General features: G+C 57.3%; 13 protein-coding genes. 5 read left to right on the top strand and 8 right to left on the bottom strand.

The window, feature by feature from the left end; genetic code table 11:
- The first annotated feature begins 88 nt into the window (after nt 1–88).
- Together OSH09_RS15575 and OSH09_RS15580 are read left to right on the top strand one after the other, a co-directional pair.
- On the top strand, nt 89–835 hold the full coding sequence (locus OSH09_RS15575; protein WP_207872799.1) for a sulfite exporter TauE/SafE family protein: 747 nt from the start codon (nt 89–91) through the stop codon (nt 833–835).
- A gap of 244 nt (nt 836–1,079) precedes the next feature.
- A complete protein-coding gene (locus tag OSH09_RS15580; protein ID WP_266121506.1) occupies nt 1,080–2,087 on the top strand; it encodes an AraC family transcriptional regulator in 1,008 nt (335 codons plus the stop codon).
- Here OSH09_RS15580 and OSH09_RS15585 read toward each other — a convergent pair.
- Nucleotides 2,084–2,596, bottom strand: a complete 513-nt coding sequence (locus tag OSH09_RS15585; protein ID WP_026483888.1) for a 2,4'-dihydroxyacetophenone dioxygenase family protein — start codon at nt 2,594–2,596, stop codon at nt 2,084–2,086. The genes OSH09_RS15580 and OSH09_RS15585 overlap by 4 nt on opposite strands.
- A gap of 421 nt (nt 2,597–3,017) precedes the next feature.
- On the opposite strand from OSH09_RS15585, the gene msuE reads away from it, so the two are divergent.
- Genes msuE through OSH09_RS15600 form a run of 3 tightly spaced genes read left to right on the top strand, consistent with a single transcriptional unit; the run spans nt 3,018 to nt 5,616 of the window.
- Nucleotides 3,018–3,605, top strand: coding sequence for an FMN reductase (msuE, locus tag OSH09_RS15590; RefSeq protein ID WP_207872797.1), 588 nt, complete (start codon nt 3,018–3,020; stop codon nt 3,603–3,605).
- The gene (ssuD, locus tag OSH09_RS15595) at nt 3,602–4,762 is read left to right on the top strand and encodes an FMNH2-dependent alkanesulfonate monooxygenase (protein ID WP_266121507.1); all 1,161 of its coding nucleotides are present in this window, start codon (nt 3,602–3,604) and stop codon (nt 4,760–4,762) included. Before msuE ends, ssuD begins: the two co-directional genes overlap by 4 nt.
- On the top strand, nt 4,759–5,616 hold the full coding sequence (locus tag OSH09_RS15600; protein ID WP_266121508.1) for an amidohydrolase family protein: 858 nt from the start codon (nt 4,759–4,761) through the stop codon (nt 5,614–5,616). The genes ssuD and OSH09_RS15600 overlap by 4 nt, the downstream gene beginning before the upstream one ends.
- A gap of 142 nt (nt 5,617–5,758) precedes the next feature.
- Here OSH09_RS15600 and OSH09_RS15605 read toward each other — a convergent pair whose 3' ends face one another.
- The 7 genes from OSH09_RS15605 to OSH09_RS15635 all read right to left on the bottom strand — a co-directional run bounded on the left by OSH09_RS15605 (nt 5,759) and on the right by OSH09_RS15635 (nt 14,237).
- A complete protein-coding gene (locus OSH09_RS15605) occupies nt 5,759–7,057 on the bottom strand; it encodes an acyl-CoA dehydrogenase family protein (RefSeq protein ID WP_266121509.1) in 1,299 nt (432 codons plus the stop codon).
- A 12-nt stretch (nt 7,058–7,069) separates the two neighbouring features.
- Complete coding sequence (locus OSH09_RS15610) at nt 7,070–7,915, bottom strand: MetQ/NlpA family ABC transporter substrate-binding protein (RefSeq protein ID WP_266121510.1); 846 nt, start codon at nt 7,913–7,915, stop codon at nt 7,070–7,072.
- Nucleotides 7,916–7,987: 72 nt separating this feature from the next.
- Complete coding sequence (locus OSH09_RS15615; RefSeq protein ID WP_266121511.1) at nt 7,988–9,421, bottom strand: LLM class flavin-dependent oxidoreductase; 1,434 nt, start codon at nt 9,419–9,421, stop codon at nt 7,988–7,990.
- A 16-nt stretch (nt 9,422–9,437) separates the two neighbouring features.
- Nucleotides 9,438–10,262: a MetQ/NlpA family ABC transporter substrate-binding protein gene (locus OSH09_RS15620; protein WP_266121512.1), complete on the bottom strand. Its 825-nt coding sequence runs from the start codon at nt 10,260–10,262 to the stop codon at nt 9,438–9,440.
- 58 nt (nt 10,263–10,320) lie between these two features.
- Complete coding sequence (locus OSH09_RS15625; RefSeq protein ID WP_266121513.1) at nt 10,321–11,745, bottom strand: LLM class flavin-dependent oxidoreductase; 1,425 nt, start codon at nt 11,743–11,745, stop codon at nt 10,321–10,323.
- Nucleotides 11,746–11,767: 22 nt separating this feature from the next.
- The gene (locus tag OSH09_RS15630; protein ID WP_266121514.1) at nt 11,768–12,967 is read right to left on the bottom strand and encodes an SfnB family sulfur acquisition oxidoreductase; all 1,200 of its coding nucleotides are present in this window, start codon (nt 12,965–12,967) and stop codon (nt 11,768–11,770) included.
- A gap of 4 nt (nt 12,968–12,971) precedes the next feature.
- Nucleotides 12,972–14,237: an SfnB family sulfur acquisition oxidoreductase gene (locus OSH09_RS15635; protein ID WP_266121515.1), complete on the bottom strand. Its 1,266-nt coding sequence runs from the start codon at nt 14,235–14,237 to the stop codon at nt 12,972–12,974.
- Between the last annotated feature and the right edge of the window lie 101 nt (nt 14,238–14,338).

Here is a 14,338-nt window from a genome sequence, read left to right on the forward strand (position 1 = left end):
TCCACTCCTGATAACCCTTCGGATAAACCGAAGGATACCGCCTTAAATCCACATTGTGTGCCCCTGCCTGCCACGCTTCAATACAGGCATGCACGAATCTCTCTCTTTCCTTCTTCTGATTGGCGTCACTTTCCTGGTTGCGGGCATGGTCAAAGGCATTACCGGCATGGGCCTGCCTACGGTCGCCATGAGCTTGCTGGGCCTGGTGATGTCACCCGCCTCGGCCGCCGCCTTGCTGGTGCTGCCGTCTTTCATCACCAATGTCTGGCAATGCTTTGCCGGGCCGTCCATGCTGGCTTTGATGCGCAGGCTCTGGTTCATGATGCTGACCATTGTGCTGGGCACACTCTGGGGCGCATCGCTGCTGGCCAGTACCTCGCCACAACTATCGGGCATGGCCTTGGGCATCGCACTGCTGGTTTACGCAGGCTATGCGCTTATCGCCCCCGCCCTGACGGTGTCGCCCCGTTTCGAGCCCTGGCTTTCGCCTTTGATTGGTCTGGTGACCGGTATCGTCACCGGCATTACCGGCGTCTTTGTGATGCCCGCCGTACCGTATCTGCAAGCCCTGAATCTGGACAAGGACGAGCTGGTGCAAGCCCTGGGGCTGTCCTTCACCATCTCTACCATCGCGCTGGCGGGTGGTCTGTTCATGCACGATGTGTTCAAGCTCAGTCAGCTAGGCATGTCGACCTTGGTGATTATTCCTTCTTTGCTAGGTATGTGGCTGGGACAAAAGATCCGCGTACGCATCAGCCCGCGTCGCTTCAAGCAATGCTTGCTGCTGTTTCTGGCTGTGCTGGGTTTGCAACTGATTATCCGTCCCTTTATCTAAGATCAGCTCAAGGCATTAAGGCCCGGCCACCCACTTCTTTACACCTAAACCACACTCTCTGAAATCAGCCAATTTCTTTTAAACTTAAATAAAAAACAAAACCATCCATCCACATGTAAATAAAGGATATTTCCAAAACCACCAAGCCCCGATCAGGGATAGCCCCCATGCACGCCAAGCCGCGCAACTTCTACACTAGGCATTGGTCACGCGCATCCTTATGCTCTGGAACAAGGGGTTCCCAATGTCGGCAGAAAATGGCTTGGATCTGTCGGTGTTGTACCGTCATCCAATCTTTCATTCGCACAGCGCCGAGCTGTCTCATCAGCCATTAAATCGGGCTATTTCCCGGCATGCCCTGCATTGGGGTCGAGGGCGCATCAACACCAGCCTTTACCGCCGCGATATTGACCAGATCAGCCTGATGCGGCTGGGCTACGGTGCCGAAGTGGAAATCCAGGCTGATGCCTTCGGCGACTTCTGTCTGGTGCAAATGCCTCTGCAAGGCACGGCTGAATTCATCAGCGACGGCCATCACAAATTAACGGCCTATCCGGGCGATATTGCGGTGGTATCCCCCCGCCATCATGTGCGCACCTTGTGGCAAGCCGGTTGTGAACAACTAATCATCAAAATCCCCTACAGCCTGTTTGATGGCGTGGGCCATCAGACGCTGGCGCAAGAGGGTATGACGCGGGGCTGTGTCTACAAGCTGGACCCCTGTATGGGCCCGCAATGGGCAAATCTCATCCAGCACCTGCTTTTGCTCCCCACGCAAAACAGCGATCGTCTTGCGAGCTGGACGCAGCATATTGAAAATAGTTTGGCTTTGTTCTTGCTCTGTCATCCGGCCGATACGCAAGCCGCGCAGGCTTTAATGGATGAATCCATGGGAGCCGCAGCCCGGGCAGGGCAAATGCGACTGCTCCAGGCCAAAAACTATGTGCTGGCGCATTTGCACAGCAACATCTCACTGGATGATCTGGCTCAGGCAGCGGGTGTGAGCCCCCGCTTCCTGCATCTGCTGTGCCGCCGTCACCATCAGCAATCCCCCATGAGCTGGGTACGCAATCTGCGTCTGGACGCCGCGCATCAAGTACTGCAAAACCGACCCCGCCCCAACGTCACCGAGGTGGCACTGGCGCATGGCTTTGGGCATCTGGGGCGGTTTTCTGCCTACTATCAGCAACGCTTCAAGGAGCTGCCCCATCAAACGGGGCAGACACGGCACACAAGCCTCAAACAGTCTTAGATGAACATGGACTGGTTGATGGGCAGATTGTGCTTCTTACAGTAGCTGGTGTAGTGGTCGATCATCCAGAACACGTCAATGATTTCCAGGATGTTGTCGTTCTCGTCCAGGAACTCGATAGGCGTGCCCAGATGGAACAGGGTTTCCATGCCTTCGTCCGACACCAGAGTGTGAGTGCGGCCGGGGCTTTCGTGGATGTAATGGCCAGCACGAGCCACCCAATCGTATTCCTCGTAACGCAGGCTGCCGGACAGGATGTAGCCGGTCACCACAGCGCGGTGACGGTGGCGACCCAAAGAACCGCCCTTGTCGGCACGCATGATGTGCACCGAGGTGTTGTTGCGAATATCAAAGCTCAAGTGACGCAGCCAGATATTGGGGCCGAAGGGAATCCAGGGGGAGGTTTCTTCAGACGTATCGAAGTGGCCTTCAACCAGAGCGTATTCGTCGCGGACCTTGTCGATGCGCTTTTCGATCTCGATGTAGGGTGGGGTGCTGTTTTGAGTCATGACTTGTCTCTCTCATAGAAATAAAACCGCTGTGCTTGCGACACAGTCGGATGCCAATCCCCCGGATTGGCTTGTTTTCATTCTATGAAGCCGTTTGGCGCCGAACTATCCAGCTCTGGCACAACAGCAGCACGGATTATCCAGTTTTGGCACTCCGTGTCTGATCGCTCTCGTTCTACCCCCGAAAAACGAGCACTTTCCTCCGCCCAAGCACTTTATTTGGCAGCTCATTTTTTCACATTCAACAATACTGATTTTCATAAGCAAATCAAAAGAGTAAGGACGTAAATCACCCATAAACACATGAGTGATTTGTCTTTCGTGGCAGCCGCGATCAGGCATGTAATACAAGACATTGACTCGCACGGGTGCCCCCGTTTTCCGGCGGCGCCTCGCCCTGATTTCACTGCAAGGAATTGCCATGAGCCGCCCCCTGAAAACCGTGATTGTGAATGGGAGTTTGCACCGCCCGTCCCGCACTCAAGTGCTGCTGGATGCACTGCGTGACACGCTGAACGACCAACTGGCACTGGACGTGCAAAACATCGAACTGGTCAGCCTGCTGCCCGAACTGGGCGCGGCCCTGTCCACCGATGCCTTGCCCGCCCATGCGCATCAGGCCATCAAGGCCATTGAGCAGGCCGACTTTCTGATTGTGGGCTCACCCATCTTTCGCGCAGGCATTCCGGGCCTGCTCAAGCACCTGTTCGATCTGGTCGACATGAATGCCCTGAACGGCACGCCCGTGCTGCTGGCCGCCACAGGTGGCAGCCAACGCCATGCCTTGGTCATCGAACATCAGCTACGTCCCCTGTTCAGCTTCTTCCAGGCACTGACCTTGCCCATTGGCGTCTATGCCACGCCCGAAGACATTCAGGACGGCGAAGTCACTAGCGCAGCCTTGCAGCAGCACATACAACGCACGGTTGATCTGGCTGTGCCCGTGCTGCAAGGCATTCAAGCGCGCTTGCCTGTGAAAAACACCATTCTGGAGGCGCAAGCAGCATGAGCCAGATCACCTCCACCACACCCGATATTTTCTGGTTTCTGCCCACTTCGGGCGACACCCGTTATCTGGGCAAATCCGACTTTGGCCGGGCACCCACTACCGAGTACCTGCGCAGCATTGCCGTCACAAGTGAAAACCTGGGTTATGACGGTCTGTTGATTCCTACCGGTGCCTCCTGCCTGGACCCTTGGGTGGTCGCAGCCAGCCTGGTGCCTGTCACCCAACGCATCAAATTGCTGGTGGCGCTGCGCACGTCTTTGGGATCACCGGTTGCCAGCGCACGGCAGGCCGCCTCGCTAGACCAGGCTTTGCATGGTCGCTTGCTGCTGAACGTGGTGCCTGGCGGCGATGCCACCGAGCTGGCTGCCGAAGGGATTTTTCTGGATCACGACGCCCGCTACGAATACGCCAATGAATATCTGAGCATTTGGCGTCAATTGCTATCCGGCGAGACCATCAACTTCCAGGGCAAACACTTCAAGGTCGAGAATGGCCGCAACATCTTCCCTCCCGTGCAAAAGCCCTATCCCCCACTGTATTTCGGCGGTTCCTCGGACGCCGCCCACGAGCTGGCTGCGGAGCATGTGGACGCCTATCTGACTTGGGGTGAACCGCCTGCTGCCGTGGGCAAGAAATTTGAGGATATCCGTCGCCGTGCTGCCGCGCGGGGCCGAACATTGAAACTAGGCGTGCGTCTGCATGTCATCGTGCGGGAAACCAATGAAGAAGCCTGGGCCGAGGCTAACCGTCTGATCAGCAAATTGACCGACGAGGACATTGCCAAGGCACAGGCCAATTACGCCACGATGGATTCGGTGGGCCAGAAACGCATGGCTGCCCTGCACGGTGGCCGCCGCGATCAACTGGAGGTGTCGCCCAACTTGTGGGCAGGCGTAGGCTTGGTACGGGGTGGGGCAGGCACCGCCTTGGTGGGCGATGCCAAGACCGTGGCCCAGCGCTTGCAGGAATACATAGACCTGGGGGCCGACTCTTTTGTGCTCTCGGGCTATCCGCATCTGGAAGAATCCATACGCTTTGCCGAGCTGGTCTTCCCGCTGCTGGGCAAACGCGCCGTCACCGTCAGTGATCGCGCCCAGACCGGCGGTGCCTTTGACGCACGGGGTGTACAAAACCAGCAACTTTCCTCTGCATCATGAGCCAAAAAATAATCGACCTGCGCTGCCGACCGGCCTTTCTGCACAAATTCTTCGGAGCCGAACCCGGTACGCCAGAACATGCCACTGCACGATGGCTGAACCGCCGCGTAGGCACTCGTGGCAGCGATACCCACTTTGAAAAGTCACTTAGTCAGGAAGGGTTTCTGGAAGAAGTGCGTCAGGCCGGGCTGAGCAAAGCCGTTGTCGTAGGCCGCCATACACCATCGCAACACTTGCCCAACGACACCATTCATCAGATCGTTCATGAGCATGATGAGCTGCTGGGAATTGCCGGTATAGACCCGGCTCTGCAAGGCGAGCAGGCAGCCTTGGCCGAAGCTGAACGCGCCATCAGGGAACTGGGCTTGTCCGGCCTTGATATCGAGCCGGGGTTTGGAGTCCCAGCCCGTCACCCGGATGACCTGATTTACTGGCCTGTTTACGAGCTGGCCCGCCATTTGAAAGTACCCGTCTTTTTGATGAGCGGCCCCACCACGCCGGACCCGCGCTACAACGACCCGGCAGGACTGGCAAAAGTGGCCAAAGCCTTCCCGGATCTGCCTTTGGTGGTCTATCACGGCTACTGGCCTAATGTGCAGCAGGCCATAGGCCTGGCCTTTTTGCACGAGAACGTACATCTGGTGCCGGATATGTATATCTTCCAGACTGGAAGTGAAGGGTATGTGCAAGCGGCCAACAGCTTTTTATCTGAACAGTTGCTGTTCGGTTCGTCTTATACCTTCCGTCCGATTCGCCAGAGTATTGAGGACTTTCAACAATTAGGTTTCAAGGACGCCATTTTGGACAAGCTGTTCTATGGCAATGCGGCCAGATTGTTTCAGTTGCCACAGTAAGCAGCCTGAAAAACCTACTTCGGCAGCGGCCAAGATCAGCGCTGCAAATCAAAAGCAGCATACGAAGCTACGAGACTCAAAACACAAAGGGCGCGAATGAATCGCGCCCTTTATGTTGTTGCAGCTATATGGCCGCCTCAAGCTAGCTCCCTTTCGTCCCCACATGCCAGTAGTACACAGGCTCAGCTTCGTTCAGCAAAATGTCTCCCACCGAACGGGCTTTGTAGATCACCGGATTATGCGAAGCCAGAGCCCGCGCATTGCGCCAATGTCTATCCAGGCGACGGGACTCTTCCAAAGCCGTAGAGCCACCCACATCGAACAAACGCGTGGCGGCCCTCAAGACCGGCTCGACTACAGCCACTTGTGCCTGCGCGGTACGCAGTTCCAGAGCATCCAGGGCCTTGCGCGAAACCTCCACCCCCGCCTGCCGTTGATCCGCAATCTCCTGCAAATGCACCGCCACATCACGCACCGCTAACTGGGCGATATAGGCCGTGCTGGCCAGCTCGCCCACGATATGCTGCACCAGCGGGTCATCCTTGGGCAATGCGGCACTGCCGTGGCTGAACACCCGTTTGCGCGCCTGTACATAGCTCACCGCATCACCTTGCAAGGCACGGGCGATGCCTGCCAGAGTCGCCAAATGAATCAACTGAAAATACGCAACCAAAGGCGTAGGTTCCTGGCGTGGAAAACGAATGATGGCGTTCTCGGGTACAAGGACGTCAGTCAGCACCGTGGTGCCCGATCCGGTCAGGCGTTGACCAAAGCCATGCCAATCATCCAGACGTTCGACTCCGTCCTGATCGGTTGGCACTACGGCATGAACAGTCTCATCCTCTTGCCCGGGCACCGTGCTGCGAGCCACCACCGTGACCCAATCCGCGTACAAGGTGCCGGTGCTATAGAACTTGCGGCCATTCAAGCGCCATTGCCCAGGCTGCTCGGCATCGGGTGTCAGCGTGGTTTGCAACTGCCCAACCGCGCCCAGGCCGGTCTCGGTCGTGGCATTGCCAAAAATCGCCCTTTGGCCCGCCAGCGGTAACCATTGGGCTTGCGTCGCTTCATCGCGATCAATCAAGAGCCTGTCAATAAAACCAAAGTGTGGCCGCAAAATCTGCGCGACGTTGGAGTCTGCCGCGGCTAGGTCCTGGAACAGTTCAAAAAACACCGGAATGGATACGCCACTGCCACCCCATTGAGGCGGCACTCGCAGCGCCGTAAAGCCACTGTCTTTCAGCCACAGAATGGGTGCATAAGCCAAGGTGCGTGTGTGTTCACGTTCGGCAGCCGTGTCGGCAATACGATGAAAGAGGGCGCTGAAACGCCTACGCAGCGCACTCAGATCGGAAACTCGGGCAGGCGCTGCATTCGCGTTCCTGGCCAAGGCCGGTGCTGACGCAAGCTCTGGGGCAAAAACGGCAGTGTCATTAGTCATGGGGCTCGGGCCTCAAGGAGCCTGCGTAATGGAGGCGTGTTCCGCCGTCTTCCACGGCAAGGAATACAGCTTCTTGTCCCCCGCAAAAGACGTGTCGATCTGCGCAGCCACGGCAGGCGAGCGTTGATAAAGATCCACAAACTGGCGAATGCGCGGATCATCTTTATGGCTGCTCCGAGCCACAAAGCGAATGGCGTAATACAGATCATCCACAGTGGAGTACTGCAAAGCCTGGCTGGCCAGTTCCGTCTGACCCGCATTAACAAAGTGGGCGGGGTAGCCCTGAACCAGCGGCAAGTCATCAGCCGCACGCACCAATTGCGGCCCTTCCACTTCCACGATGCGCAGCTTCCTGGGGTTCGCCGTCACATCGTGGATGGACGCACGCGCAGCCGCGCCGTCTTTCAACTGAATCAAGCCAGCCGCCTGCAAAAGCAGCAAACCACGCGCCTGATTCACCGGGTCATTAGCGACCCCAACAGATGCGCCTTCAGGGATCGCATCCAAAGATTGATACTGCTTGGAGTACAAGCCAATATTGGGCAGCAAACCGTAAGCCACGCTCTCAATGGCATAGCCACCTTCCTTGACGGCGTTGTCCAAAAAGGCCTGATGCTGGAAGTAATTCAGATCCAGATCCCCCGATGCCAGTGCAGTATTGGGCGTGGTCCAGTCGGTGAATTCGATCACCTCAACCTCCAGGCCCTGTTTCTTGGCCTCCTCGGCGGCCACAGCAACAGAGTCCGCCAAAGAGCCGGGCGTCACACCAATTTTCAGCGCAGCAGCGGACACCTGGCCCGCAAAACCCAAGAGGGCCAAGGCAAACACAGCACGAATAGAAAGACGGGCAAACAACATGGTCCTGACCTTATAAAAGTGGTCGTAAAAAGAGAGTTCAAAGCAGAAGATATTGGCTCTGCTCTGCCCTAATCAGCTCGCCTGCAACACTGAGGTGGCTGTGTCCTCCGCAGCCGACGTCCCTTCCTTGGGCGAGCCAGAGGAGGGGTACCGCCACTGCGCAGCAGGATGCGTAGCCGACAGCCGATCACCTTGTCCAAACAATTGCTGGCGCAGGGTTCCACCTTCGTAAGCAGTGCGATAACGGCCCCGGTTTTGCAGCTCGGGGACGACAAGATTGGCAAAGTCTTCCCAGGTTTCAGGCACGACGATGCGGGTCAGGTTAAAGCCGTCGATCTCGCCCTCGTCAATCCAGGTCGTCAGCGCGTCAGCCACTTGCTGGGGGTCGCCCACAATGGTCTTGTAGCGGCTACCCAGCGTGAATTGCTCCAGCAGTTTTCGACGCGTGGTCCAGCCTTGCTTCTGCGCCGCAGCCGCTGCCGATTGAATGGCATTGCTGGGCCCAAAGCTGATGGGTTCATCCAGGTCGTACTGCGAAAAATCAACACCTGTGCTGGCCGCAAAATGCGCCAGGCCGCCTTCGGAACTGGCATGGGCCAGATAGTCAGCGTATTTCTCTTTGGCCTCGGCCTCGGTCGCGCCCGTCACCACTGCCACGCCTGCATAAATCTTCAGATCCTGCGCCCGACGACCTGCCTCCACCGCCGCCTGACGCAGCTTGCGAGAGGACTCTCTGGCCGCTTCTGGAGTGCCGGCTCCGATAAAAACCCCTTCCGCATGTTGCCCCGCAAACTGCAAACCACGCGCCGAAGTTCCCGCCTGAAATAACAAGGGCGTACGCTGCGCAGAAGGTGCGCTCATATGGATAGCATTGCTGCGATAAAACGGCCCTTCGTGGTGCACCGTATGCACTTTCTCCGGCAGGGCATGGATACGGCGTTGCTTGTCCGCAATGACTGCGCCATCTTCCCAACTGCCTTCCCACAGCTTGTAGGCCAATTGCAGAAAATCTTCGGCGCGGTCGTAGCGACTATCGTGCGCATCCAGACCATCCTGCCCCAGCCCACGGGCGCCGCTATCCACATAGCCGGTGACAATGTTCCAGCCTATGCGGCCATTCGTCAGTTGATCCAGCGTGCTGACATCACGAGCAAAGGTGTAAGGGTTATGTGCGGCCACCGTCGCCGTCAGGCCAAAGCCGATATGTTTCGTCACCGCCGCCATGGCTGACACCAGCAGCCAAGGATTATTCACCGGCAACTGAATGCCCTCGCGCAGCGTCAAATCCACACCTTGCTGGTACACGTCGTAATAGCCAACTACATCAGCCAGAAAAATGCCGTCGAACAAGCCTTTTTCCAGGGTCTGAGCCAGATCTGTCCAATACTTCAGCGTGTGATATTCGGTCGAGCGATCACGCGGGTGAGTCCACAAGCCATGATGAATATGGCCCACGCAATTCATATTGAAGGCATTGATATGGATGTGTTTCTTGGGCTGCGTCATGGGGCATTCTCCTTGCTTAATGCGGCAACCAGGTCAGGCGATACAGCTTTTGCTCGCCCTGGTAGAACTGATTGATTGCCTCGCGCACAGCGGGCGATGTTTTGTAGACCTCCAGGAACTGGGCAATGCGCGGGTCTTCTGTCTTGTCGCTACGGGCCACAAACTGAATCGCCCAAGAATCGTCCTCGTAACTGGTCAAGGACAAAGCCTTGGTGGCATCGAACGCTTTGGATGCCAGAATGAAATACGGAAAGCCCTGAGCCAGATCCACGTCCTGCGTAGCACGAGCCAATTGCGGGCCTTCCACTTCCACAAACCTCAGGTTTTTGGGATTGGAAACAATGTCATCTGGAGTGCCCAGCAAACCGGTCTCCGGGCGCAGCTTGATCAGGCCAGCATGTTGCAACAGACGCAATCCGCGGCCGACATTGACGGCGTCACTGGCAATCGCCACTTTTGCGCCATCGGGCAAATCAGCCAGCGTGGAATGCTTTAGGGAATACAGACCCAGGTAAGACAAAATGCCCGGCTGCACGCTGACCAGTTTGAAGCCCTTGTCGCGCACCGCATTGGCCAGGTAATTGCTGTTCTGGTAGTAGTTCAGGTCAATATCACCTGCATCCAGCGCCACATTGGGCGTGGCCCAGTCGGTGAATTCGATCACCTGCACATCGACACCCTGCTTCTTGGCTTCCTGGGCGGCAACGGCCACCGAGTCCGCAAAAACGCCAGGAACAACGCCAATTTTCAAGGCAGCGGCTGTCACTGTGCCCGACAACAAGGTAGCCGTAGCGACGGCGCTTACAACAGTCAGTTTTTTCAGAAATCGTGAGACGTTCATGAATCAAAATCCAGTCAAGAAATGAAGGGCCAACCATCAGCCCACAAAACATGTTTACTCAAGCCCAGGACACGGAAGGACTGCTGGCATCAGCCACGCTGGCCTTGCCCACGTAGTGCTGGCGCCAATGTGTAGCAGGATGCGAGTCACGCGTTTTACCGTCCTTGTCACCCAACAGCTTCTCGCGCAAGGTGCCTGGTTGATAAGAGGTCTGTACACGCCCGCGTCGGCGCAGTTCGGGGACAACAAAATCAATGAAGTCGGTGGTTGATGCCGGTGTGACGGCGTAAGCCAAGTTAAATCCGTCCACACCACCTTCATCCACCCAGCGCTCCAACTCATCGGCAACAGTTTGGGGACCGCCCACCAGCACAGGCCCCAGACCACCAATTGAGCGCTGACGGATTACCTCGCGCACCGTCCACTCCTGGCCGTCCGCAACCAGTGACTCCAGCGTGGTACGCAAGCTGTCGTTTTCAACGGCAGCCAAGGGGGCATCCGGGTCAAGTGATGCAAAATCCAAGCCAGTCCAGCCGCCATAGAGAGCCATCATGCCGGTGGGGCTGGCATAGGAGAGGTACTCCTCATGCTTGCGCTGTGCTACCTCGTCAGTTGGGCCCGTAATGACAGTCAGCAAAACAAATATCTTGAGTGCATCCGGTTCGCGTCCAGCGGCGGCAACCTCCGCCCGAATCTTGTCCGTCAAGCCACGCGCCGTTTCCGGGCTGGTAGCCAGGATGAACATCGCTTCGGCGTGGCGAGCGGCAAAAGCCCGTCCCGCCTGGGAGGCACCCGCCTGGAAAATCACAGGCGTACGCTGTGGAGAAGGCTCCGTCAAATGGAAGCCGGGCACCTTGAAGTACTTTCCTTCGTGCTCAATGGGGTGCACCTTGCTCGGGTCAGTAAAAATGCCGCGCTCTTTATCACGCAGCACCGCCCCTTCTTCCCAACTGCCCTCCCACAGCTTGTAGATAACCTCCATATACTCTTCAGCCAGCTCGTAACGCTCATCGTGGGCGAGTTGCTTGGACAAGCCAATATTTCGAGCAGCCGAGTCCAGATAAGACGACACGACATTCCACGCGACTCGGCCTTTGGTCAGATGATCGAGCGTGGACAGGCGTCGAGCGAGCAGGTAGGGATGCTCGAAAGTCACTGCCGCAGTCACACCAAAACCCACATGCTGAGTCACTGCCGCCATCGCCGAAATTGCCCCAAAAGGGTCGTTTACGGGCACTTGCGCGGCATCCTGCAAAGCCCCTTCTGCAGAGCCGCGATACACGTCATAGACACCCACCACATCGGCGATGAAGAGCGTGTCAAACACACCTCGCTCCAACTCCACGGCCAGATTGGTCCAATACTCCAGATCGTTGTAGCGCGATGCCTGACTGGCAGGATGCCGCCATGTGCCTGCAGCCTGATGGCCGACACACGTCATATCAAAGGCATTGAGCACAATACGTTTCTTTGTGGAAGTCATGCGAATCACCTGATCGATAGAGTTAAAGCGCACCATGACGCGGCGGACGCACACCATTCAGTGTGTAATTGCCAATGGCGTGATACTTCCAGCGCACCGGGTCATGCAAGGTATGCACGCGGGCATTGCGCCAATAGCGATCCAGACCATGCTGAGCCTGTGTGGCGCTGGTGCCGCCCAGTTCAAACAGCTTGCTGCCCGCCAGCACACTGGCCGTCGTCGCCAAGGCTTTGGCCTGCGCAACCGCTATCGAGGCCTGCGCCACACTATCTTCATCCGGAGCTTGCTGAGCGGCATCCACAAAGCGGGCAGCGCGGGCCAGCAGCGCTTGCGCAGCACGCAGACGCACATGCACATTGCCCACTTCCTGCAAGAGCAGGGGGTCCTGGGCCGCCGTATCCACGCCTGCCGCAATCCAGGGGCGGCTATGGTCGCGGATGAAGGGCAAGGTGGCCGCAAAAGCTCCTTGTCCAATTCCTAAATCGAGCGCGGCGTGAATAATCTGGGCATAAGGGCCGATGGTGGTCGCACGCTCGAAAGAATCGGTAAAAGGCACGACCCATTGCGGCTGCACCGGGACACGCGTGAACTCCACCGAACCACTGCCGGTAACACGTTGGCCGAAGCCGTCCCAATCGTCCGTCAAGGCCACACCAGCCGCGCCACGCGGTACAAACACCAGATACAGACGGCCATCATCCGGCGAGGTCGTCAGCGTGGGAATCCAGTGCGCAAACAAGGAGCCGGTGCAATAGAACTTCCGGCCATCCACAAACCAGCCCTCAGGCTCTTTCAGCAATTGTGTGCGGCGTACAAAATCCTTCTTACCAATCTCTGCCAGTGCATTGCCAAAGCGTTTGCCTTGCAGCACTTGATCGTAGAAAAAGGCTTTTTGCTCGTGCGTCGCCCCTACGCGCAAGACTTCCAGCGCGTAATAGTGGTTTTGCGGGATATGGCCGAAATTGCCATCGGCCTGAGCAATGCGTTGCACGACGCGGGTCAGCACATCAGTGGAAACACCTGCACCGCCGTACTCCTTGGGCACAGTGATACCCCATAAACCGCTTTGGCTGAATTGCTCCACCTCGCGATGCGGCAAGATGCGGTCGCGGTCACGCTCCAGAGCATTCTGGGCAACCAGTTGGGCAAATTGTTCGGCGGCATCCAAGGCTTCAGCCTCAGACCGGATGATATGTACGGAGGTAAAAAGCTGTGTCGTCATGGCCTCAATTCCATTGGTGATAAGGCGGGAAGGCGCCATTGAGCAGGTAATTACCCAGCAGGTGGTATTTCCAACGCACCGGATCGTGCAAGGTATGTACACGGGCATTGCGCCAATGACGATCCAGGTTGTGGGCCGCACGAGTAGACGAAGAGCCCGCCAGGGCGAAGAGCTGCTCACTGGCGTTCAAGGCCGCTTCGGTCGTCAGAATCTTGGCCTCGGCCACGGCGGCAGAAGCGCGGGCGCTGACGGCGGCATCCACCGGGTTTCGCGCCAATACATCCAGCAGGCGAGCCGTCTCCAGCAAGACCTCTTGAGCAGCATCCACCTCGATCTGCAAGGCACCGATTTCCTGAATGATGTGGGGGTCCTGCGTGGCGCTATCGACACCGGAATCCGTCCAGGGACGCGCCCGATTTCGGACAAAATCCAGCGCGTCCTGCAAGGCTCCCTGGGCGATACCCGCATCGATACTGGCCTGGATTAATTGCGAAATAGGGCCAGACAGGGACGGCACATCGACGAAACGCCAGCTTTCCAGCACATGGTCGTCTTCCACCGGGGCCTGATCGAACACCACAGTGCCGCTGGCAGTGGTGCGCTGACCGAAGGCATTCCAGTCATCAATCACCTGTACGCCCGGCGCATCACGACGTACCCAGACCTGTACGCCACGGCCTTGCTCATCAGCCGCCCGAAACGGAATCCAATGCGCGAACAAGGCTCCTGTGGAATAGAAACGTGTACCGCTCACGTGCAAACTGCCGTCTGCCGCGCGGCCCAGATGGGCAGTGATATCAGTAATGACAGCCGCTTTACCCTTTTTCTCCGGTCCACCGTTCCCTAAACGTGCACCTTGCAGCACCGCCTTGAACCAGCGCTGTTTTTGCGATTCGCTACCGGTGTCTTTCAGGTTCTGGAGCAAGGCAAAATGGTTCTGCGGAATCTGACCCAGCGAGGGATCAGCCGAGCTGATGATGGCAAAGACCTGCACCAGCGTCTCGTTGGAGGCTTCCAGCCCGCCATAGGCTTTGGGGATGGTGATCGCACCCAAACCACTGGCGGTATAGCGTTCTATCTCATCCCAGGGTAGCTGGCGCAGGCGGTCGCGCTCGGCGGCTGTCTGGGCAAATTCTGTGGCCAGCTTCTGGGCGATGAGCAGGGCTTCGGCCTCACTGCCGATCACATAAGGAGTTTGCGGCGGTAGCGGTAAACGCTGCCCTGCAAAAGCGTCAGGCAAAGCTCCGCCCTGAGTATTCCGATCATTCATACGGCACTCTTTTCAATGACTAAAAACGGTAGGGATAGGCGCAGCCTTGAATACCGCGCCCAGACTCAAGACCAGGTGTCTGAGCAAACAAAAAACATCAG

Source organism: Alcaligenes parafaecalis (genome assembly GCF_026344135.1).
Classification (GTDB): Bacteria; Pseudomonadota; Gammaproteobacteria; order Burkholderiales; family Burkholderiaceae_B; genus Alcaligenes; species Alcaligenes parafaecalis.

Coding starts and splice junctions, on each gene's coding strand:
- OSH09_RS15575 (WP_207872799.1), top strand. CDS start 89: ATGCACGAATCTCTCTCTTTCCTTCTTCTGATTGGCGTCACTTTCCTG.
- OSH09_RS15580 (WP_266121506.1), top strand. CDS start 1,080: ATGTCGGCAGAAAATGGCTTGGATCTGTCGGTGTTGTACCGTCATCCA.
- OSH09_RS15585 (WP_026483888.1), bottom strand. CDS start 2,596: ATGACTCAAAACAGCACCCCACCCTACATCGAGATCGAAAAGCGCATC.
- msuE (WP_207872797.1), top strand. CDS start 3,018: ATGAGCCGCCCCCTGAAAACCGTGATTGTGAATGGGAGTTTGCACCGC.
- ssuD (WP_266121507.1), top strand. CDS start 3,602: ATGAGCCAGATCACCTCCACCACACCCGATATTTTCTGGTTTCTGCCC.
- OSH09_RS15600 (WP_266121508.1), top strand. CDS start 4,759: ATGAGCCAAAAAATAATCGACCTGCGCTGCCGACCGGCCTTTCTGCAC.
- OSH09_RS15605 (WP_266121509.1), bottom strand. CDS start 7,057: ATGACTAATGACACTGCCGTTTTTGCCCCAGAGCTTGCGTCAGCACCG.
- OSH09_RS15610 (WP_266121510.1), bottom strand. CDS start 7,915: ATGTTGTTTGCCCGTCTTTCTATTCGTGCTGTGTTTGCCTTGGCCCTC.
- OSH09_RS15615 (WP_266121511.1), bottom strand. CDS start 9,421: ATGACGCAGCCCAAGAAACACATCCATATCAATGCCTTCAATATGAAT.
- OSH09_RS15620 (WP_266121512.1), bottom strand. CDS start 10,262: ATGAACGTCTCACGATTTCTGAAAAAACTGACTGTTGTAAGCGCCGTC.
- OSH09_RS15625 (WP_266121513.1), bottom strand. CDS start 11,745: ATGACTTCCACAAAGAAACGTATTGTGCTCAATGCCTTTGATATGACG.
- OSH09_RS15630 (WP_266121514.1), bottom strand. CDS start 12,967: ATGACGACACAGCTTTTTACCTCCGTACATATCATCCGGTCTGAGGCT.
- OSH09_RS15635 (WP_266121515.1), bottom strand. CDS start 14,237: ATGAATGATCGGAATACTCAGGGCGGAGCTTTGCCTGACGCTTTTGCA.